We start from the raw sequence: 20,736 nt of genomic DNA on the forward strand, positions 1-20,736 counted from the left end.
AGGTTTTTTATTCGGGGCAGCAAAGTTACTTATTTTTTGGCAGAAACTGTATTTACAGCAGCTGGCAGGTGGATTGACATTGATTCTACGTACTTTTTAAGCAATTCTTCACCTCAAATTAAATGTACCGATCCAAAATCAGAGTACCTTTTGTGCCTTAAATTCATATAGATATGAAAAAGATGATCATGGCTTTGATGGCCGCCTGCGTACTCACCGTATCCTCCTTTGCCCAAACAACAAAACCGACAAAAAAGGCAGAAGGTACCACTCAGCAAACAAACACTAAGAAAGAAGCAAAAACAGCTTCCCCTACTAAAAAAGATGGTACAGCCGATATGAGATTTAAAGCCAACAAAGACGCTGCTAAAGCGCAAAAGCCTGCAGGTCCTGTAAAAAAAGATGGCACTCCTGATAAGCGCTATAAGGCCAATAAGCCAGCAACTACCCCAGCTAAAAACCAGTAGCTATATTTCTAAAAAAAGAGGTAGTATTAAACTAAAATACTACCTCTTTTTTTGTTTCAGGAAAAAGCAGGCTTCCGGCAAGCATCCCTCAAATGCTATCTGTAAATAAGTCTTTGCATATTCTATATACATTCAGTTATTGCTTTGGCAGCAATCCAGCCACTGGTCCAGGCATGTTGAAAATTAAAGCCGCCTGTAACACCGTCAATGTCCATAATTTCACCGGCAAAATACAATCCCGGTACAATCCGGCTCTCCATAGTACCCGGCTCTATCTCAGATGTTTTTACGCCTCCACAAGTAACAAACTCCTCTTTAAACGTAGTCTTACCGTTTACATCAAAAGCCTGTTGACAAAGATGCTGAATCAGCTTATTCTGTTGTTTCGATGGCAGCTCACTCCAACGGACACTTTCATCTACCTCACACTGCTGTAACAGATAGGCCCATAAGCGTGAGGGCAACTGAAACGGATTTTTACTTCCCATTTTCTGCTGTGCATAATCCATCCGGATATCCGCCCATGCTTCTCTCAGGGTTTGTTCTGTATATTCAGGTATCCAGTTCACCAGCAACTGAAAACGATAATTCAGTTCGGCCAGATATCGCGCGCCCCACGCCGATAAACGAAGTACAACTGGCCCACTCATCCCCCAATGCGTAATTAGTAAAGGTCCGGTTTGCACCAGTTTGCTTCCGGTAATTTTAACCTGTGCTTTGGGAACGCTTACTCCCATTAAAGCAGTAATAGCATTTCCAGGCATGTTAAAAGTAAACAAAGAAGGCACCGGCTCTTCTATAGTATGAGAAAGCTGACGAAGCCAGTCAAACTGAGAAGATTTGGCAAACCCTCCGCAGGCTATGCAAACATAGTCTGCCTGTAAGCGTCTGTCGCCAGCCAGTATCAGCGAAAAGCCGGTGACCTGTTGCTGGATCTCTTTTACATCTGCATGCATCAACAACTCAACGCCGTACCTATCTGCTTCTTGTAAAAGACAGTCAATAATTGTTTGAGAGTTATCAGTTACAGGAAACATCCGGCCGTCTGCCTCGGTTTTCAGGCTCACCCTCCGCTCCTTAAACCACTCCACCGTATCAGAGGGGCTAAACTGATGAAAAGTCTTTTTAAGAAAATTTTTTCCGCGTGGGTAAAACTGTACCAATTCATTTACAATAAAACATGAGTGAGTAGCGTTGCACCGACCACCGCCGCTTACCTTTACCTTCGAAAACACTTTACTGCTTTTCTCCAATATGGTAACTTTTAGCGATGGTTGCAATCGTGCGGCATTCACGGCACAAAAGAAGCCTGCCGCCCCTCCACCAATAACAACTAAATGTTTTTGCATGTTATCAGGAAGAAGCTTTTGCAGTATTGGTATAATAACTGGTATTCAGATTGGAATTGGTTTGTTCTGCCGCTTCTATAATGCTGTAATCGGAAAGAATAAGGGCTTTCCCTTTCTTCACACACACATTATGTTCAAAATGAACAGACGGACTACCATCTTTCGTTTTCACTGTCCAGCCATCAGATTCTGTGAAAATTTCCTTTTTACCCATATTGACCATAGGCTCTATGGCTAATACCACGTTCTCCTTCAGCACAGGGCCTGTACCTCTTTTACCATAATTCGGAATCTGTGGATCTTCATGCATGGTCTTGCCTAAACCATGCCCTACCAGTTCCCGAACAACACCATAGCCATACTTTTTCTCAGTATGTTCCTGAATAGCATGAGCTATGTCTCCTACCCGGTTGCCCGCTATAGCCTTTTCAATTCCTTTATATAAAGACTCCTTGGTAACCTTTACAAGCTGCAACACCTCCGCACTTACCTCCCCCAATATAAAAGTATAGGCATGCTCACCCACATATCCATCCCTGGTAATACCAACGTCTACTGATACGATATCCCCCTCCTTCAACTCCTTCTTGTTTGGAAAACCGTGCACAACTACATCATTTACCGATGCACAGATATTATGGGGATAACCATGAAAATTAAAGAAGGTGGGAATGCCCTTATTATCCAGAATGAAACTTTTACAAAAAGCATCAATATCCAGCGTTGTCATACCAGGCTTCAGCACTTTGGCAACCTCTCCCAGCATGGTACTCACCAGACTGGAATTTGTTTTCATAATAGCAATTTCCGCCTCAGTCTTATACATAATCATATTAAACCTCCTGCTCATTAGTATACTAATACTTGTGTTCTATAAATAAAATAACCTGTCAGACAGAGCCCAACAGGTTATTTACTATTGTCAATTATCTGAATTAATAACTGGCTGCTGTTGTGGTAGCCTGTCTGCCCTGTAAACGACCGCCTTTCATAAGGCCATCGTACTGACGCATTAACAGATGTGTTTCAATTTGCTGAAGTGTATCCAGCACAACACCCACCATAATCAGCAACGAAGTACCTCCAAAGAAGGTGCTGAACGCCTGGGTAACACCCAAACGCTGCGCAAAACCAGGAAGAATACCAACCAATGCCAGAAAAATAGCGCCAGGCAAGGTAATTCTGTCCATGATTGCACCGATATAATCAGCTGTAGGCTGACCTGGTTTTACTCCCGGAATAAATCCATTGTTACGCTTCAGATCTTCCCCCATTTGCTTGGGGTTGAAAATCAGAGCAGTATATAGGAAGGTAAAACCAATAACCATTACCGCATAAATAACCATGTACCATACGTTACTGTGGTCGTTGAATATGCGAACAATACCTTTGGCAGAGTCAAGATTAGTAAAAGAGAACAATGTAGGCAGGAACATGATCGCCTGGGCAAAAATGATGGGCATTACACCGGCACTGTTCACCTTTAAAGGCAGAAATTGTCTTGCACCACCAAACTGTCTGTTACCAATAATTTGTTTGGCATAGTTAACAGGAACTTTACGAACACCCTGAATCAGGATGATTAAGCCCATGATAATAGCAATCAGTAAGGCAGTTTCAATCAGGAAAATAAGCAAACCACCGCCGGCTTTAGCCTGCTTGGCACCAAATTCCTGAATAATTGCCTGAGGAAGCCTGGCCAGGATACCTACCATGATAATGATAGAAGTACCGTTGCCCAACCCCTTGTCCTGAATTTTTTCACCAATCCACATTACAAATAAAGTACCTGCAGTCAGTACAATTAAGGTAGAAGGGAAGAAAAATGCTTTATAGGCAGGGATGATCGCTTCTGCATATCCGGGGCTGTTCAGGTAGGCAACATAAGCGCCAGCCTGGAAAGCTGTAACTATTACTGTAAGATATCTTGTCCACTGGTTAATCTTCTTACGGCCGCTCTCTCCCTCTTTTTGAATCTTCTGCAGTTGCGGAACCAGAATGGTCATCAGCTGCATAAAGATAGAAGCAGAGATATAAGGCATAATACCTAAAGCCAGTACTGAAGCCTGTGTAAAGGCACCACCTGCGAACATATCAAACAGACCAAGCATACCACCTTTACCGGCGTTGGCCTTGGCCGCTTCCAATAAATGTGGATTGATGCCAGGAAGTACAATCTGAGTACCAACCCTGTACACCAGTATTAAGCCCAGAGTCACCAGAATTTTGCTGCGTAACTCATCAATGCTCCAGATATTTTTTACCGTCTGAATAAATTTTTTCACTGAATCTGCGGTTAATTATGTGATTGCATGAAAGCCAAAAAGACGCATCCGAAGATGCGTCTGGCAAATATCGTTAAAATTTATTTCAAAACTTCAACTGTTCCGCCGGCAGCTTCGATAGCAGCCTTTGCTTTTTCACTTACTGCGTTTACTTTGAAAGTAACTTTAGCGGTTAACTCGCCGTTGCCTAATACTTTCACAGCATCCGTACGGTTAATCAAACCATTGATGTACAGGTTCTCCAGAGTAAATTCGGTAATACCGTACTTCTCTGCAATCTGGGAAATCTGCCCCAGGTTGAACACTTTATACTCAATACGTCTGTTGTTCTTGAATCCGCGTTTAGGAACTCTTCTCTGAATAGGCATCTGACCACCTTCGAAGGCGTTTTTACGCTGGTAGCCGGCACGGCTCTGACCACCTTTGTTACCTTTGGTAGAAGTACCACCTTTACCACTCGCTTCACCGCGACCTAAACGTTTGTCTTTATGTACAGCACCTTCTGCTGGCTTAAGATTATGCAGTTTCATGATATATAATGATTTTTTAACTCGACGGGGAATCACCCCCTTGCTTAATAAATGGTCTTAATGACTAGGCTAACTCTTCAACTTTCACTAGGTGGTTAACCTTAGTTACCATTCCCAGTATCTGTGGAGTAGCTTCTACTTCTTTAGAAGAATTCAGTTTGTTTAAACCTAAAGCCTTCAAAGTCAGTTTTTGACGCTCAGGTCTGTCGATAGCACTCTTAACCTGAGTTATTTTAATCTTTTTCATAATAAAAATCTTTTTAGGCAAATCAGATAGTCTCAGGGACTACCTGACTTACTGACTTTTCTTATCCGTTAAATACTTTCTTTAATTGCAGGTTACGATCTTTCGCAACTTGTACCGGCTCACGTAACAGCGTTAAAGCTTTAATGGTAGCTTTAACCACGTTGTGAGGGTTGGCAGAACCCAGGCTCTTTGCCAGTACGTCTGTAATACCAGCGCTTTCCAGTACAGCACGCATGCTGCCTCCGGCAATTACACCGGTACCGTGTGCAGCAGGTTTAATCAGCACTTTAGCAGCACCGTCTTTTGCCAGCTGGTCGTGAGGAATAGTACCATGCATAACAGGAACTTTCACCAGGCTTTTCTTGGCATCTTCAATGCCTTTGGTGATGGCTTCCTGAACTTCTTTAGCTTTACCTAAACCAGTTCCAACAATGCCATTTTCATTACCAACCACTACCAGAGCTGAAAAGCTGAAGGTACGGCCACCTTTTGTGGTTTTTACCACACGGTTAATAGCCACAACTTTCTCCTTCAGTTCCACGTCACCGGCGGCTTTAACTTTATTTACAGTTACTTTAGACATTTATATCGAATTTACGATGTTAGTTGTTTTATTAAAATTGAAGACCACCTTCGCGAGCGCCTTCTGCAGCAGCTTTCACACGGCCATGGTATAAGTAACCACCGCGATCAAAAATAGCAGCCGTAATGCCTAATGCAACAGCCTTACGGGCTACAGCTGCACCAGCCAGTTTCGCCTTTTCAGATTTAGTAACTTTCTGTGCAGCAATTTCTTTGTCTTTAGTAGATGCTGCGGCAAGTGTTTTACCACTCAGATCGTCAATTACCTGAATATACAAATCGCTGTTACTGCGAAATACAGAAATTCTCGGCTTGGCAGAAGTACCGGCTACTTTTTTACGAATAGCATAGCGGATCTTTTGTCTCCTTACAACTTTCGCGTCCATTGTTGTTTATTTATGGCCCCCCGATACTGCCGGGGGGCTGATTATTTTAATTTATAATTACTTACCAGCAGATTTACCAGCCTTACGACGGATAAATTCACCGCTATACTTAACACCTTTACCTTTGTATGGCTCAGGCTTACGTAAGCCGCGTATTTTGGCTGCTACCTGTCCAAGTAATTGTTTGTCAATTCCTTCCAGGAAAATTTTAGGGTTCTGACCCTTTTCTGTTAAAGTGGTAACCTTTAATTCAGAAGGAATTTCGATAATGATGTTGTGAGAATAACCTAAAGACAGATCCAGTGTGTTGCCCTGGTTTGCTGCTTTATAACCTACACCCACTAACTCAAGGTCTTTCTTGTAACCTTCGGTTACACCTTTCACCAGGTTAGCAATCAAAGCACGGTACAGGCCATGCAGTGCGCGGTGGCGGATTTGATCAGTCGGGCGACCGATATTTACGATACCGTCTTTAACTTCTACAACGATATCTCTGTCAACAGCCTGCTTCAGTTCACCTTTAGCACCTTTAACAGTCACAATGTTGTCTTTACCAACAGTAATAGTTACTCCGGCCGGAACAACAATTGGCTTTTTACCTACACGAGACATACAAAAATTGTTTTAATTCTGATGATAATACGTCTTCAAACCGGTCAGCCGTGTATGTGCAGCTTAATGTATCTGAAAACAAAATATATAAAACGAACAAAGCCAGGCATTTACCTGGTTTTGTTGGCGCTTAGTATTAATAAATGTAGCACAATACCTCACCACCCACGTTCTCAGCTTTCGCTTGCTTGTCGGTCATAACCCCTTTGGAAGTACTTACGATCGCAATACCTAAACCGCTGATTACTCTCTTGAAATCGGCTGGCTTTGCATATTGGCGAAGACCAGGACGGCTTACTCTTTCCAGAGAACGGATAGCTGGTTGTTTAGTTGCAGCATCGTACTTTAAAGCTATTTTGATGATGCCTTGTTTGCTGTCATCCTCAAATTTGTACTTTAAAATGAATCCCTGATCGTACAGGATTTCAGTGATACGCTTTTTCAGGTTTGACGCTGGTATTTCAACCAGTCTGTGTCCAGCCAGCTGCGCATTACGAACCCTGGTCAGGAAATCTGCTATAGGATCAGTTACCATAATTATGTCTAGTTACTACTGTTATGAATTGTTGTTAACGCAACTGATATACTACCAGCTCGCCTTTTTAACACCTGGAATTTTGCCATTCAGAGCCATATCGCGGAAAGTTACCCTGGAGATACCGAAATAACGCATGTACCCTTTAGGACGACCGGTCAGCTGACAACGGTTCTTTAAACGAACAGGAGACGCATTGCGTGGCAATTGGTCTAATGCTGCGTAATCACCGGCAGCTTTTAATTCAGCACGCTTTTCAGCGAACTTAGCAACCATTGCTTCGCGCTTTCTTTGTCTGGCTTTTACTGATTCTTTTGCCATGATTTTCTATTTACAATTTCAGATCAGCCTTACGGCTAATCGTGAATTTTATATTAGTTGTTATCTTTCTTGATGTTCTTGAATGGCATACCCATTTCCTTCAGCAGTTCGTAAGCCTCTTCGTTGGTATTGGCAGAGGTAACGAAAGTGATATCAAGACCAGTGATTTTGTTCACTTTATCGATATCGATTTCAGGAAAAATGATTTGCTCGGTTACACCCAGTGTATAGTTACCACGGCCGTCGAATGCTTTGTCGCTAATGCCTTTGAAGTCACGTACACGAGGCAGTGATACAGCAATCAAGCGATCCAGGAATTCATACATTCTCTCGCCACGTAAAGTAACACGTGCGCCAATTGGCATGCCCTTACGCAGTTTGAAGTTGGAGATATCTTTTTTAGACATGGTAGGAACAGCTTTCTGACCAGTGATCATTGTCAGCTCTTCTACAGCTACGTCTACCATTTTCTTATCAGCCACAGCGCCATTAACACCACGGTTGATACAGATTTTCTCCAGTTTGGGAGCTTGCATTACACTTTTGTAAGCAAATTTCTTCATTAAGGCAGGTAAAACTTCACTTTTGTATTTATCTGCCAATCTCGGAGTGTATTTAACGGTACTCATTATTTAACGGCTTCCCCGGATTTTTTTGATATACGAACTAATTTACCATTTTCTCTGGTGCGTTTTACTTTCGCTGGTGCACCAGCTTTTGCATCCCACAACATTACGTTGCTGATGTGGATTGGAGCTTCCTTCTTTACAATACCGCCCTTGGTATTCTGGGCAGAAGGCTTGGTGTGTTTGGTTACAATGTTCACACCCTCAACCACTACACGGCCTTTATCAATGATAACTTCCAAAACCGTACGGGGTTTCTTCAGATCTTTATCATCACCGGCAATCACTACTACAGTGTCGCCTTTTCTGATATTGTATTTAGGTTTAAATCTGTTGCTCATTTTATTTTGTTTATGGAGTCAACCCTTCTGACTGCCTGATGCCCTTTCACTAACCTTAGGAAGCGAAAGGGGGCGCAAAGGTAATTAAAATTTCCCGTTTTTGTTTATAACACTTCAGGCGCCAGAGAAATGATCTTCATATAACCCTTGTCACGCAGTTCTCTCGCTACCGGGCCGAAAATACGGGTACCTCTTGGCTCGTCAGAGTTGTTCAACAATACAACCGCGTTATCGTCAAAACGGATGTAAGAACCGTCTTTACGGCGCAATTTGTTGGTAGTACGAACTATTACCGCTTTAGAAACAGTTCCTTTCTTAATACCACCGGCAGGGATGGCGTCTTTTACAGTAACAACGATTTTGTCACCGATCTTAGCGTAATCCTGGCCAGAGTTGCCCAGTACCCTGATACAGAGTACTTCTTTAGCGCCGCTGTTATCAGCTACGTTGAGGCGGCTTTCTTGCTGAATCATTTTATTTAGCTTTTAGCTGTTATCCCCGGAGTTAACCGGGGTTAATGTTGTTTATTTTCCCAGAGGCTGAGCTCCGTATCGCCAGAGACACAGCTTGAAGGCGCGTAATACTATTTCGCCTTTTCTACAATTTCCACCAGTCTCCAGCGCTTTGTTTTGCTCAGAGGACGGGTTTCCATTATTTTAACGGTATCACCAATACCGCACTCATTTTTTTCGTCATGAGCATGAAACTTGGTAGTTTTCTTTACGAACTTACCATAGATAGGGTGTTTTACTTTTCTTTCTACAGCAACAGTAATGGTTTTAGTCATTTTGTTGCTGCTAACAACACCTATCCTCGTTTTACGCAAATTTCTTTCAGACATCGTTCTTATTTTTAGCTTGAGCTATTTAGTTTATTTCGCCAGTTCTTTAACCTGTAATGCAGTTTTCAAACGGGCAATATCCTTTCTGAGATTGCGAATACTCATAGGATTTTCCAGAGGAGAGATAGCATGAGCAAATTCCAGCTTCTTTAAACGCAGCTGATCTTCCTGGATACGAGCCTTCAGGTCTGTTACGTTCAGATCTTTAATGCTCCTGTTAAATTCAATTTTTTTATTAGTAGCCATCGCTATAACCTTTTAGAAATTAACCTTGTAAGTCTCTTCTTACAATAAATTTTGTTTTGATGGGTAGCTTCTGGGCGGCTAATAACATAGCTTCCTGTGCTACTTGTTCTGTCACCCCATCACACTCAAACAGAATGCGTCCTGGTTCTACTACTGCAGCCCAGAATTCAGGGTTACCCTTACCTTTACCCATCCTTACTTCTAAAGGCTTGCGGGTGATGATTTTATCAGGAAATACTCTGATCCAAACGTTACCTTCACGCTTCATAGCACGTGTCATTGACTGACGGGCGGCTTCGATCTGACGGTTAGTTAACCAGATAGGTTCCAAAGCTTTTAAAGCAAAAGATCCAAACGCAATGTAAGTGCCTCTTTTGGCAACTTCACGTATGCGACCTTTTTGCATTTTTCTATGTTTTGATCTTTTTGGCTGTAACATGGTACCCTCCTATCCTCCCATAAGGGAGGCAAATTTTCTAAAATTTTTATGTATAGTTTTTCCTTGGGCTCCCCTCGTGGGGAGCAAGGGGGTTAATTTCTACGCTCCCTTCTTTCTCCACCACCTCTTCTGTCGCCACCTGGACCTCTTCTGTCACCTCTTCTGTCATCACCACCTCTTCTGTCATCACCTCTTTCTCTTCTGTCGCTCAGGTCGTTCTTGCCACTAACGAAGTTTGGATTCAGTTCGCGCTTACCTAATACTTCACCTTTACAGATCCATACTTTGATACCGATTTTACCGTATACAGTCTGAGCAAACACGTTTGCATAATCAATGTCCATACGGAAAGTGTGTAATGGAACACGACCTTGTTTGAATTCCTCGCTACGTGCAATCTCAGCACCACCTAAACGGCCGCTCAGCTTAACTTTGATACCTTCAGCACCCATACGCAGGGTAGAAGCAATCGCCATTTTAGTAGCGCGTTTAAAGTTGATACGGTTTTCAATTTGTCTTGCGATAGTGTCACCAACAATGTTAGCGTCTAACTCAGGACGACGGATCTCCAGAATATTAATCTGAACATCGTCTTTACCGGTTAATTTTTTCAGTTCTTCCTTGATACGGTCAACTTCGTTACCGCCTTTGCCGATAATGATACCAGGCTTGGAAGTGTGTATAGTTACAATCAGTTTACCCAGTGTACGCTCAATTACAATTTTGGCAATGCCACCTTTGCTGATACGTGCAGTCAGGTAGGTTCTGATTTTGTTATCCTCGATCAACTTGGTAGCGAAGTCTTTTTTGCTGCCATACCAGTTACTCTCCCATCCGCGGATGATGCCTAACCTGTTACCAATTGGATTTGCTTTCTGACCCATATAATGGATTAATAGGTTTTACTAATTATTTGAATCAACAATGATAGTTACGTGATTGCTGCGTTTACGTACTCTGTAACCACGGCCTTGTGGTGCAGGGCGCATGCGCTTTAACACACGTCCACCGTCAACAAAAACGGTTTTAACGATCAGGCTGGCATCAGCCGCGCTTTGACCATTGTTCTTTTGCTCCCAGTTGCTGATTGCACTCTTCAGCAGTTTTGCCAGAGGAACGGCGTTGTGCTGAGGGTGGTGCTCCAGGATAGCAAGTGCTTTTTCCACCTGCATACCGCGGATAACGTCTGCCAGCAAACGCATCTTACGGGGTCCTGTTGGGTAATTATTGAGTTTAGCTACTGCTTCCATTTCTTTTAATTAAATGTGTTCTTAAAACCGGCTACTATTTCTTAGAACCGGCATGTCCTTTAAAGTTCCGGGTAGGAGCAAATTCACCTAATTTGTGACCTACCATAAATTCTGTTACATAAACAGGGATAAACTTGTTTCCGTTATGCACGGCGAAAGTGTGGCCTACAAAATCAGGGGTGATTGTAGAGCGGCGGCTCCATGTTTTCAGAACGCCTCTTTTGCCTTTGCCTTCGTTTATTGCCAGAACTTTACCTTCCAGCTTTGCATCAACGTAAGGACCTTTTTTAATCGAACGAGCCATAGTATTGCTTTGTTGTTTATTTGTTCCCTCTTACAGGAACCATTTTAACAAGAATAATTATTTACTTAATTTTTTACCGTTTCTTCTCTGGATAATCATCTTATCAGAACCTTTACCACGAGTACGGGTAATTTCACCTTTAGCGTATTTACCGGTTCTGCTTCTTGGATGTCCACCAGATGCACGGCCTTCACCACCACCCATTGGGTGATCAACCGGGTTCATTGCAACACCGCGGGTACGTGGACGGATACCTTTCCAACGGTTAACACCTGCTTTACCAGCTGTTTCCAGGTTATGGTCACCATTACTTACTACACCTACAGTAGCGTAACAGTTAATCAGAACTTTACGCAGTTCGCCGGAAGGCATTTTTAATACTGCATATTTTTCTTCTTTGTTGGCCAGCTGTGCGGAAGAACCTGCGCTTCTTGCCATTTTACCACCCTGACCAGGCTGCAACTCAATGTTGTGAATCATAGTACCTAAAGGCATATTCTTCATCATCAGCGCGTTACCGATCTCAGGAGCTACTGCGTCACCGGCTACTACGGTTGCACCAACCTGTATACCTTGTGGAGCAATAATGTATCTTTTTTCACCATCAGCATATTGCAGTAAAGCAATAAATGCAGTACGGTTCGGATCGTATTCAATAGATACTACTTTAGCAGAAACATCTCTCTTGTTACGCTTGAAATCTATAATACGGTAGTGCTTTTTGTTACCACCACCAATGTAGCGCATAGAACGACGACCTTGCGCGTTACGACCACCAGTTCCGCTGATAGGCTCTAACAGGCTCTTCTCAGGTTGGTTGGTTGTAATTTCAGCATAGGCATTACCGATTCTCCACCGGGTACCTGCGGTCATTGGTTTGTACTTCTTCAGTGCCATTTTTTAATACTTTATAAGTCAATACTTAGCGGCGTTTGACAGCCATACTTTTAAATATTAGCGTACAGGTCAATAGTTTCACCTTCAGCTACAGTTACATAAGCCTTTTTATAGGCAGGTTTTACCCCTTTAATAAAACCAGCTTTTGTATAGCGGGTTTTATTTTTACCAGGTACAACTACGGTATTAACGTCCACAACAGATACACCATAGAAAGCCTCAACAGCGGTTTTAATTTCCAGCTTGTTGGCTTTGCGGCTTACTCTGAAAGCATATCTTCTCAGCTTTTCCTGCTGGTTGTTTGCTTTTTCTGTCAGGATTGGTTTTACTAAAACTTCGTTCAGATTCATTGTATCTCAATTTGAGAATGTGAAAATTTCTATGCTTCAACTTCTGCTTCAGAAAATACTTTCGCAGCGTTCTCTGTTAAAATCAGAACATCTGAATTAACGATATCATAAGTATTGATATCAGTTAACAGAGTGCTGCCTACAGAAGAAATGTTGCGTAAGCTCAGATACAGGTTGTCATTGTATTCGTCAAGAACCAGCAGGCTCTTTTTACCAGCTACATTCAGGCTCTTTAAAACTTCAGCAAACTGCCTGGTTTTAGGAGTTTCGAAATTCAGCTCTTCTAATACAACGATTGCGTTTTCTTTAGCCTTGTAAGACAGTGCAGAAATCTTAGCCAGATCTTTCACTTTCTTGTTCAGCTTAAAGCCATAACCATGTGGTTTAGGTCCGAAGATGGTACCACCACCTTTGTATAAAGGGTTACGGATGTTACCTTTACGGGAACCACCGGTACCTTTCTGGCGGTGCAGCTTGCGGCTCGCACCATGTACTTCAGCACGGGTCTTTACTTTGTGAGTACCCTGACGCTGAGCAGCCAGGTATTGTTTAACGGCCAGGTAAATTACGTGGTCGTTTGGCTCAGCACCGAATATATCGTCTGGCAACTCAATAGATCTGCCAGTCTTTTGTCCTTTACTATTTAATACTTCTACTTGCATCGTACTTCAGGTTAAGATTTATTTCTGGATTAAAACGATGGAACCATTGTGGCCCGGTACAGAACCAGTAACAAGGATGTAATTCTTCTCAGGGAAAATTTTAACCACTTTCAGGCCTTTAACTTTCACTCTGTCGCCACCCATACGGCCAGCCATTCTCATACCCTTAAATACGCGTGAAGGATAAGAAGAACCACCTACAGAACCGGGAGCGCGCTGACGGTCGTGCTGGCCGTGTGATTGCTCACCCACACCAGAGAAACCATGACGTTTAACTACACCTTGAAAACCTTTACCTTTTGAAGTACCAACTACTTCCACATCTTCACCTTCAGTAAAGATGTCAACGGTAACCGTTTCACCTAAATTTTTATCAAGAGAATAATCGCGGAATTCTTTTACGAAACGCTTTGGAGCAGTCTGGGCTTTTGCGAAGTGATTAATGTCGCCCTTAGTAGCATGCTTTTCTTTCTTGTCGCCGAATGCTAACTGTAATGCACTGTAACCATCTGTGTCTTTAGATTTCACCTGGGTTACTACATTGGGACCAGCTTCGATGATGGTGCAAGCTGTTTGCTTACCATCGGGACTGAAGATGCTGGTCATCCCAATTTTTTTTCCGATAATACCTTTCATTGTGTTGCGGTTTACGCCCCGCAAGGTCGGAAGGACATCCTTTCGCATTTGCCGCTCTCATCCCGGAGCGGATTATGAAAGGATTCAATCCTTTGTTTGCCGTCGACCTTTTCTGTTGTTCGTTCTGTTTTGCAACAGTAACGGTAGAAGTACCGACGGTAAACAAACCTCGAAGGGCTTGTTTATATTTGTTTCTGTTTAATGCCCGTTTTACCTTAATTAGTATCCCGGGCATCTATAATTTAAGTCAGAGCTCTTTTCTCCTGGTGTACAGGATTGAGAGATAAACTGTATTTCTAAGAACGTGGTTGATACTTACCTGTGATTCCCGGAATTAGGCTATACAGGTAATTTATCAGGCTTTGATTTCTACTTCCACACCGGAAGGCAGATCTAACTTACTTAACGCGTCTACAGTTCTGGAAGAAGAAGTGTAAATGTCTAATAAACGTTTGTGCGTACACAGCTGGAATTGCTCACGGCTTTTCTTGTTCACGTGCGGTGAACGTAAAACAGTGAATATTCTCTTATGAGTAGGCAAAGGAATAGGACCTGTTACTACTGCACCCGTGCTGCGAACGGTTTTAACGATTTTCTCGGCAGATTTATCTACCAGATTGTGGTCGTACGACTGTAATTTAATTCTGATTCTTTGCGACATAGCCTAAACCCAAAATTTCTAATTGGGAGCGCAAAGGTAAGTTTAGGAATTCAATTACACAAGCATTTTGAGGATTATTTTCTTAAAAAACGCCTAAAAACGGATATTTATCCACAAAAAGGCCCGGCTGTGAGTAAGCCAGGCCATTTTCGTTTATTTCAATCCTTGCAACCTATCCCTTTTCCGGTAGTTTTCAGGCCGGATAATGGGGTTTAAGCTGCTTTATGACTATGTTTAGTCTTCCACCTTTACCTTGCCTTTAGACTTGGCGATTACTTCTTCTGCTACGTTGTTCGGAGCCGCGTTATAGTGGCTGAACTCCATGGTAGAAGTTGCACGGCCTGATGACAAAGAACGCAGTTGGGTTACATAACCAAACATTTCGCTCAACGGCACTTTAGCCTTAATTACCTGCAGGTTCGCACGGCTGTCCATACCTTCCAGCATACCACGACGACGGTTTAAGTCACCTGTAACGTCACCCATGTACTGGTCAGGAGTCAGAACTTCCACTTTCATAATAGGCTCTAACAGCGTTGGCTTCGCTTTGCGGCCAGCTTCACGGAAACCAGACTTCGCACACAGTTCGAAGCTCATTGAGTCAGAATCCACATCATGGTAGCTACCATCAAATACTCTGATTTTCATGTTGTTAACAGGGAAACCAGCCAGTACACCTGTGCTCATTGCAGTTTCAAAACCTTTCTGAATGGCAGGAACAAATTCTTTAGGAATAGAACCACCAAAGATATCGTTTACAAACTGGAAGCTCTTTCCTTCGTTTTCTTTCATCCACTCTTCGTCAGCAGGGCCGATAGAGAATTGGATATCAGCGAATTTACCACGACCGCCAGACTGCTTTTTCAGCACCTCACGGTGTTCAACAGTAGTACCAAAAGATTCTTTATAAGCAACCTGAGGAGCACCCTGGTTAACTTCTACTTTAAATTCACGACGCATACGGTCGATGATGATCTCCAGGTGTAATTCACCCATACCGCGCAGGATAGTCTGACCGGTATCTTCGTCGGTGTTTACACGCAGGGTAGGATCTTCTTCTACCAGTTTCGCAATGGCCATACCCATTTTATCCACGTCAGCCTGGGTTTTAGGCTCAACTGCAATAGCGATTACCGGCTCAGGAATAAACATGTTTTCCAGCGTGATAGGATGGTTCTCATCACACAGGGTATCACCGGTTTTGATTTCTTTGAAACCCACCGCTGCACCAATATCACCTGCTTCAATAAAGTCAATTGGATTTTGCTTGTTTGCAAACATCTTCATGATACGGCTGATACGCTCTTTCTTACCACTTCTTACGTTCAGTACATAAGAACCCGCATCCAGGTGACCACTATAGCACCGGAAGAACGCCAGACGACCTACGAAAGGATCAGTCATAATTTTGAACGCCAGTGCAGAGAAAGGCGCTTTAGGATCAGCCTTACGGGTGATAGTTTCACCGCTGTCAGGATCTGTACCTACCGTATCTTCAATATCAACAGGAGAAGGCAGATAACGACAAACCGCGTCTAATGCTGTTTGTACGCCTTTGTTCTTGAAAGAAGAACCACACATCATAGGAACAATGCTCAGGTCGATGGTAGCCTTACGGATAGCCTCGTGCATTTCTTCTTCAGTGATGCTGTTAGGATCATCAAAGAACTTCTCCATCAGGGTATCGTCGTATTCTGCTACAGCTTCAACCAGGTTTTGTCTCCACTCATTAGCTTCTTCCACCATGTCAGCAGGAACATCAATCTCGTCGAAAGTCATACCTTCTGTTTCCATATGCCAGATGATACCTTTCATCTTAATCAGATCCACCACACCGGTAAAGTTATCTTCAGCACCAATAGGTAACTGTAACGGAACCGCTTTTGCACCCAGCATTTCCTTCACCTGGTTAACCACCATCAGAAAGTCAGCACCGGAACGGTCCATTTTGTTTACGAAACCGATACGTGGAACACGGTAACGGTTAGCCTGGCGCCATACAGTCTCAGACTGAGGCTCCACGCCATCCACCGCAGAAAACAGGGCAATCAAGCCATCCAGCACACGCATAGAACGTTCTACTTCTACAGTAAAGTCCACGTGACCGGGAGTATCGATAATGTTAAAAGAATATTTTTTTGTGTTGGCATCAGCCTTACCTTTTACGGTAGGGAAGTTCCACTGGCAGCTCACCGCAGCTGAGGTAATGGTAATACCCCGCTCTTTTTCTTGCTCCATCCAGTCAGTAGTAGCTGCACCATCGTGCACTTCACCAATTTTGTGAATCATACCGGTGTAGCGCAGAATACGCTCGGTAGTAGTGGTCTTACCGGCATCAATGTGTGCGGCAATACCGAAGTTGCGTTGAAATTTCAAGTCCGCCATAAAAGAATAATAGTTTAATTTTTTTAGTAAAAACCGGGCACACTTCTGCCACCTGATTTTCAGGGCGCAAAGGTAATGAATTTAATATACAGGAAAAGAAATCGCGATTAAATTGTGGTTACAAAAATGCCCGGCAGAAGAAACTGCCGGGCTTACTACTATAGACATGATCAAAACCCTTGATTAATAGCCTATAACACATAGAATTGTGTAACAGGCGCAATTTCCTGCTCTGGTAGCTGAGTATGGTCGTTCAGCATCTGACGCAGGTTTTTCTCTATCGTTCTGGCTATCGTGGTCATAGGCGTATCCGTAGGCTTGTTCTCAAACGGATCCTGTAACTGAATCGCCATTTTTTCAACCAGTAGAAAAGAGGCTGCTATTGCCGCAACCAGCGGAACCTCTGCCCAACCAAAAAAATCAATTACTGCAAATGGCAGCAACCCTATAAAAAAGATGATCGAAAAATGCAGATACAAGCTGTAAGTCACCGGAAATACCGTATTCTTAATACGCTCGCACTTGCCCATATGATCACATAGCCTCGTCAATGTCCGGTCCAGCTCTACCTGCTGATACTCATTCACCCAGCCTTTCTGAAGCGCATAAGTAATATCTCTCCCATGCATATCCAGTAATGCCGAGGGCTTATTATCGTAATGCATTAACTGCAGATACTCTCTTTTCGACAGATAACGCTCCATTCCCTGCATTGCATTCTCCTTTCGTAAACTCTGACCCAGACAGAAATTCCAGCCTATCTGGCGTTTTACAAATGAGTTTCTGAAATGAATAACCTCCTCATCCTGATACTCCACCCCGGAAGTAAATGATAACAACTGCCTGGCCAGCGTACGTGAATCATTAACAATAGCTCCCCATATCTGTCTTGCCTCCCACCAGCGGTCATACGCCTGATTAGATCGGAAAGCCAGCAAAAGAGATATAATGGTTCCCATAATAGTAGGCACCGCTATAGGTATGGTTATATCCGTAACATTGAACGTTCTGAACAGCAAAGCCACCACACTGGCGTATAAAACCACCACCAGTAATTCATACTTCACCTTACCTAAAACATAGCCCATCGGTATTTTATCTTTCAGCAACATAACACCCCCTTCTTTTACATGTCAGGTAATCGCTTCACCTTTATCCAACTGCCAGCAGCAGGTCTGCCATATTTATCCGCTGTACATCTCCCTGATCCTGGCGTACACTTACTCTGTCAATATTACAGCGCGCATACTTCAGTAAACCAGAAATGTCTACACTGTTGTCACACGCTTTCTGAAGCGTGTAATCGGCAGGAAAAACAATCAGGTCAATATGATTAGCGAGTAAAAAGTTCCGGAACACATGCCGCGTGCTACCATGCATAAAGCGCAGGGTAATGGATTGTATTACAGAAGCATACCTGTTTTTTATAATCTTGCAGGCATCTTCAAATTCTTTGGTAATCAGTTTATACCGGTCATTATTCCTCGAAAACATCATCAGCTCGGTAATCGAATCAGGCATCGACAGGCCATGCATGAGTAAAATATGCAATTGCCCAGCTTTGTACTTCTCCACCGTAGCCACAATTGTGTCCAGCGAATGAACCGTAAAATCTGTAGGAATTAGAATATTTTTCATAATACCACAACATTAACGCTGTAGTATTAGGGACACTTAAGAGGGGAATTAGAAAGAGATTAGAATATTATGACACGTGAATAGGCAGACTGATATGGATAATACACCCCTCTCCTGCTTTTGACTTTACCACAATATCCCCATCGTGCATACGGATGATATTACGCGACAGCGGCAAACCAATACCATAGCCTTTATAATGGCCCACATTCGAAGCCCGGAAAAATGGATCAAAAATATAAGGAAGTTCATTTTCCGGAATACCAATACCCATATCACGTACAATAATCAGCACTCTGTCATCTGTAGAGGCCACACCTATTGTAACGGGTTTATTATCAGAATACTTACAGGCATTCAGCACAACATTACTAAATGCAAGTATCAGCATCTGCATATTCCCTCGTGTAGTCAGCTTTCGTTCTTCTTCCGGCAGGTGACTGGTATCAAAATACACATGATTACCGGGGTTGATATTATCTACCGATTGCTTTACTGCCCACACCAATTCATCAGCCCTTAAAACTTCCCATTGCTGCTTTTTACCGTCAAAACCCGTCTGGGCCAGACTCAACAGAGAAGTGGTGATATGCCGTAGTCGCTCAGCTTCGTTCAATACCACACGTAGCGATTGGGTATACGCCTGTTCATCCCGCTTTTTACTGAGGGCCAATTCTGCCTCTCCTATTATGGCTGTAAGCGGGGTGCTTAACTCATGCGAGGCATTACTTACAAAGTTGTTCTGCGATTCAAAAGAAGTTTCCAACCGGTCAAGCATATTATTAAAGGTGTAGGACAGCTCACCAATTTCATCCTTCCCACCAGTTTCCGGCAGACGCAGATGCAGATTATTGCTGCTGATATCCTTTACCCGATGGGTAATACTCCTAACCGGCTTCAATATCTGGCGCGAAAACAAAATCCCCACAGTCAGCATTACCAATACTGACACCAGAAACCCAACCAACATTACATTTTTCAGACTCCCCAGATACTCCCGGCTGAATTCATTCACTGCTGATACCACAACAATATGGTTACTACCCGGCTGCTCGTATAATACTCCCAGATAAAACAGGTTCTTTGTCCGGTGCATAGCTTCTTTTTCCACCATAACCCGGTTAAAAAACGAAGCAGGCACTCCCGAAATGTGTGCACTATCCGGCTTTCCTGCTTTTTCATTTACAGTAAAAAAGTACTCCTTTTCAGACGGCAGCTTTTCCAGGTGCTCCCGGCGTATTTCATTATAGGCATTTACGTGCGTCCGGTCCTGCCCCAACTTGGCCTTGGCAGCAATGATAGCACGTATTTCCAGTCGTTTATAAAAATCTTCAAATGCATTACGGCTGGCAAAAAAGTATACAAATCCGCTCAAAAAAAGCAGAATAGAGGCAGTAATCGCCGTAAACAACCATGTAATCTTAGTTTGAATTTTCATGCATCTCTTTCATGATATAGCCCATCCCTATTACTGTATGAATAAGGGGTAAACTCCCCCCTTTATCCAGTTTCTTCCGCAGGTAATTCACGTATACGTCTACAACATTCGTCCCCATATTAAAATCAATCCCCCATACGTGCTCCAGAATCTCCATACGCGATAGAACCTTTCGCTGGTTCTTCAACATGTATTCCAACAATCGATATTCTGTAGCAGTAAGGGCAATGGGCTTTCCGCCACGCTGAACAGTTTTGGCAGTAGTATTCACAACCAGATCAGCCATGGACAACATATCCGGCTTTTCCATGGCAGAAAAGTTACGGCGGGTAAGCGATCGTATTCTGGCTTGTAGTTCAGCAAACTTAAAAGGCTTTACGAGATAATCATCTGCCCCGGAGTCCAGCCCGGTAACCACATTCTCCGTACTTCCCAGTGCAGTAAGCATTAGTACCGGCGTATTGTTATTGGCCTGCCGCAACCGGCGGCAAACCTCCAGGCCATTTATACCTGGCAACATCACATCCAGCAGTATAATAGCAAACTCATGTGCACTGGCCAGCGAATAACCGGTATCACCATCCATAGCCACAGTTACCTCGTAACCGGCCTCCGATAAGCCACGCTGTATAAACGAAGCCACATTTACTTCATCTTCTACCAATAAAACTTTCAACATCAGTGTATTATCTGTTTGCTAACTACAAT

General features: G+C 43.1%; 30 protein-coding genes. 1 reads left to right on the forward strand and 29 read right to left on the reverse strand.

Annotated elements, in window-relative coordinates:
* Positions 1-173: 173 nt before the first annotated feature.
* Positions 174-467 (forward strand): hypothetical protein, encoded by a 294-nt coding sequence (locus IEY13_RS24070; RefSeq protein ID WP_188957174.1) that lies wholly within the window; start codon positions 174-176, stop codon positions 465-467.
* A 122-nt stretch (positions 468-589) separates the two neighbouring features.
* Here the strand turns inward: IEY13_RS24070 and IEY13_RS24075 are convergent, their stop codons facing one another.
* The 29 genes from IEY13_RS24075 to IEY13_RS24215 form a co-directional block, all read right to left on the reverse strand.
* The gene (locus IEY13_RS24075) at positions 590-1,816 is read right to left on the reverse strand and encodes a BaiN/RdsA family NAD(P)/FAD-dependent oxidoreductase (protein WP_188957176.1); all 1,227 of its coding nucleotides are present in this window, start codon (positions 1,814-1,816) and stop codon (positions 590-592) included.
* Positions 1,817-1,820: 4 nt separating this feature from the next.
* The gene (gene map, locus IEY13_RS24080) at positions 1,821-2,666 is read right to left on the reverse strand and encodes a type I methionyl aminopeptidase (RefSeq protein WP_308421188.1); all 846 of its coding nucleotides are present in this window, start codon (positions 2,664-2,666) and stop codon (positions 1,821-1,823) included.
* An 85-nt stretch (positions 2,667-2,751) separates the two neighbouring features.
* Positions 2,752-4,101 (reverse strand): preprotein translocase subunit SecY, encoded by a 1,350-nt coding sequence (gene secY, locus IEY13_RS24085; RefSeq protein ID WP_146838674.1) that lies wholly within the window; start codon positions 4,099-4,101, stop codon positions 2,752-2,754.
* Between the two features lie 80 nt (positions 4,102-4,181).
* Complete coding sequence (rplO, locus tag IEY13_RS24090) at positions 4,182-4,631, reverse strand: 50S ribosomal protein L15 (protein WP_188957178.1); 450 nt, start codon at positions 4,629-4,631, stop codon at positions 4,182-4,184.
* A gap of 64 nt (positions 4,632-4,695) precedes the next feature.
* The gene (gene rpmD, locus IEY13_RS24095) at positions 4,696-4,878 is read right to left on the reverse strand and encodes a 50S ribosomal protein L30 (protein ID WP_146838670.1); all 183 of its coding nucleotides are present in this window, start codon (positions 4,876-4,878) and stop codon (positions 4,696-4,698) included.
* A gap of 61 nt (positions 4,879-4,939) precedes the next feature.
* Complete coding sequence (gene rpsE / locus IEY13_RS24100; RefSeq protein ID WP_188957180.1) at positions 4,940-5,461, reverse strand: 30S ribosomal protein S5; 522 nt, start codon at positions 5,459-5,461, stop codon at positions 4,940-4,942.
* Positions 5,462-5,492: 31 nt separating this feature from the next.
* On the reverse strand, positions 5,493-5,846 hold the full coding sequence (gene rplR / locus IEY13_RS24105; protein WP_188957183.1) for a 50S ribosomal protein L18: 354 nt from the start codon (positions 5,844-5,846) through the stop codon (positions 5,493-5,495).
* A gap of 57 nt (positions 5,847-5,903) precedes the next feature.
* Entirely contained in the window at positions 5,904-6,458 is a 555-nt protein-coding gene (gene rplF / locus IEY13_RS24110; RefSeq protein ID WP_188957185.1) for a 50S ribosomal protein L6, read from the reverse strand.
* A gap of 136 nt (positions 6,459-6,594) precedes the next feature.
* Positions 6,595-6,993, reverse strand: coding sequence for a 30S ribosomal protein S8 (gene rpsH / locus IEY13_RS24115; RefSeq protein ID WP_188957187.1), 399 nt, complete (start codon positions 6,991-6,993; stop codon positions 6,595-6,597).
* A gap of 51 nt (positions 6,994-7,044) precedes the next feature.
* Entirely contained in the window at positions 7,045-7,314 is a 270-nt protein-coding gene (gene rpsN, locus IEY13_RS24120) for a 30S ribosomal protein S14 (RefSeq protein ID WP_146838660.1), read from the reverse strand.
* A 53-nt stretch (positions 7,315-7,367) separates the two neighbouring features.
* Entirely contained in the window at positions 7,368-7,943 is a 576-nt protein-coding gene (gene rplE, locus IEY13_RS24125) for a 50S ribosomal protein L5 (RefSeq protein WP_146838658.1), read from the reverse strand.
* Positions 7,943-8,281, reverse strand: a complete 339-nt coding sequence (rplX, locus tag IEY13_RS24130) for a 50S ribosomal protein L24 (protein WP_146838656.1) — start codon at positions 8,279-8,281, stop codon at positions 7,943-7,945. The genes rplE and rplX overlap by 1 nt, the downstream gene beginning before the upstream one ends.
* Before the next feature lie 104 nt (positions 8,282-8,385).
* A complete protein-coding gene (gene rplN, locus IEY13_RS24135) occupies positions 8,386-8,754 on the reverse strand; it encodes a 50S ribosomal protein L14 (RefSeq protein ID WP_076379459.1) in 369 nt (122 codons plus the stop codon).
* 110 nt (positions 8,755-8,864) lie between these two features.
* Positions 8,865-9,122, reverse strand: a complete 258-nt coding sequence (gene rpsQ / locus IEY13_RS24140) for a 30S ribosomal protein S17 (RefSeq protein WP_146838652.1) — start codon at positions 9,120-9,122, stop codon at positions 8,865-8,867.
* A 30-nt stretch (positions 9,123-9,152) separates the two neighbouring features.
* Positions 9,153-9,368 carry a 50S ribosomal protein L29 gene (gene rpmC / locus IEY13_RS24145; RefSeq protein WP_188957190.1) on the reverse strand — a complete coding sequence of 72 codons (216 nt, stop codon included), beginning with the start codon at positions 9,366-9,368 and terminating at the stop codon, positions 9,153-9,155.
* Positions 9,369-9,387: 19 nt separating this feature from the next.
* Entirely contained in the window at positions 9,388-9,807 is a 420-nt protein-coding gene (gene rplP, locus IEY13_RS24150) for a 50S ribosomal protein L16 (protein ID WP_146838648.1), read from the reverse strand.
* A gap of 92 nt (positions 9,808-9,899) precedes the next feature.
* Positions 9,900-10,691 (reverse strand): 30S ribosomal protein S3, encoded by a 792-nt coding sequence (gene rpsC / locus IEY13_RS24155; RefSeq protein WP_188957192.1) that lies wholly within the window; start codon positions 10,689-10,691, stop codon positions 9,900-9,902.
* A gap of 21 nt (positions 10,692-10,712) precedes the next feature.
* The gene (gene rplV, locus IEY13_RS24160; protein WP_146838644.1) at positions 10,713-11,057 is read right to left on the reverse strand and encodes a 50S ribosomal protein L22; all 345 of its coding nucleotides are present in this window, start codon (positions 11,055-11,057) and stop codon (positions 10,713-10,715) included.
* A gap of 34 nt (positions 11,058-11,091) precedes the next feature.
* The gene (gene rpsS, locus IEY13_RS24165) at positions 11,092-11,361 is read right to left on the reverse strand and encodes a 30S ribosomal protein S19 (protein ID WP_146838642.1); all 270 of its coding nucleotides are present in this window, start codon (positions 11,359-11,361) and stop codon (positions 11,092-11,094) included.
* Between the two features lie 57 nt (positions 11,362-11,418).
* The gene (gene rplB, locus IEY13_RS24170; protein ID WP_188957194.1) at positions 11,419-12,258 is read right to left on the reverse strand and encodes a 50S ribosomal protein L2; all 840 of its coding nucleotides are present in this window, start codon (positions 12,256-12,258) and stop codon (positions 11,419-11,421) included.
* 50 nt (positions 12,259-12,308) lie between these two features.
* Positions 12,309-12,608 carry a 50S ribosomal protein L23 gene (gene rplW, locus IEY13_RS24175; RefSeq protein WP_146838638.1) on the reverse strand — a complete coding sequence of 100 codons (300 nt, stop codon included), beginning with the start codon at positions 12,606-12,608 and terminating at the stop codon, positions 12,309-12,311.
* Between the two features lie 29 nt (positions 12,609-12,637).
* Entirely contained in the window at positions 12,638-13,270 is a 633-nt protein-coding gene (gene rplD / locus IEY13_RS24180; protein ID WP_188957196.1) for a 50S ribosomal protein L4, read from the reverse strand.
* 18 nt (positions 13,271-13,288) lie between these two features.
* Positions 13,289-13,906: a 50S ribosomal protein L3 gene (gene rplC / locus IEY13_RS24185; protein ID WP_146838634.1), complete on the reverse strand. Its 618-nt coding sequence runs from the start codon at positions 13,904-13,906 to the stop codon at positions 13,289-13,291.
* Positions 13,907-14,261: 355 nt separating this feature from the next.
* Positions 14,262-14,567: a 30S ribosomal protein S10 gene (gene rpsJ / locus IEY13_RS24190; protein ID WP_068242832.1), complete on the reverse strand. Its 306-nt coding sequence runs from the start codon at positions 14,565-14,567 to the stop codon at positions 14,262-14,264.
* A gap of 234 nt (positions 14,568-14,801) precedes the next feature.
* Entirely contained in the window at positions 14,802-16,952 is a 2,151-nt protein-coding gene (fusA, locus tag IEY13_RS24195) for an elongation factor G (protein WP_188957198.1), read from the reverse strand.
* Between the two features lie 191 nt (positions 16,953-17,143).
* Positions 17,144-18,064, reverse strand: a complete 921-nt coding sequence (locus IEY13_RS24200) for a bestrophin family protein (protein WP_188957200.1) — start codon at positions 18,062-18,064, stop codon at positions 17,144-17,146.
* A 40-nt stretch (positions 18,065-18,104) separates the two neighbouring features.
* On the reverse strand, positions 18,105-18,590 hold the full coding sequence (locus IEY13_RS24205) for a hypothetical protein (protein WP_188957202.1): 486 nt from the start codon (positions 18,588-18,590) through the stop codon (positions 18,105-18,107).
* 67 nt (positions 18,591-18,657) lie between these two features.
* Positions 18,658-20,028 (reverse strand): HAMP domain-containing sensor histidine kinase, encoded by a 1,371-nt coding sequence (locus IEY13_RS24210; protein ID WP_188957204.1) that lies wholly within the window; start codon positions 20,026-20,028, stop codon positions 18,658-18,660.
* Positions 20,012-20,707 (reverse strand): response regulator transcription factor, encoded by a 696-nt coding sequence (locus IEY13_RS24215; protein ID WP_188957206.1) that lies wholly within the window; start codon positions 20,705-20,707, stop codon positions 20,012-20,014. Before IEY13_RS24215 ends, IEY13_RS24210 begins: the two co-directional genes overlap by 17 nt.
* Positions 20,708-20,736: the final 29 nt, after the last annotated feature.

Source organism: Filimonas zeae (assembly GCF_014641615.1).
Classification (GTDB): Bacteria; Bacteroidota; Bacteroidia; order Chitinophagales; family Chitinophagaceae; genus Filimonas; species Filimonas zeae.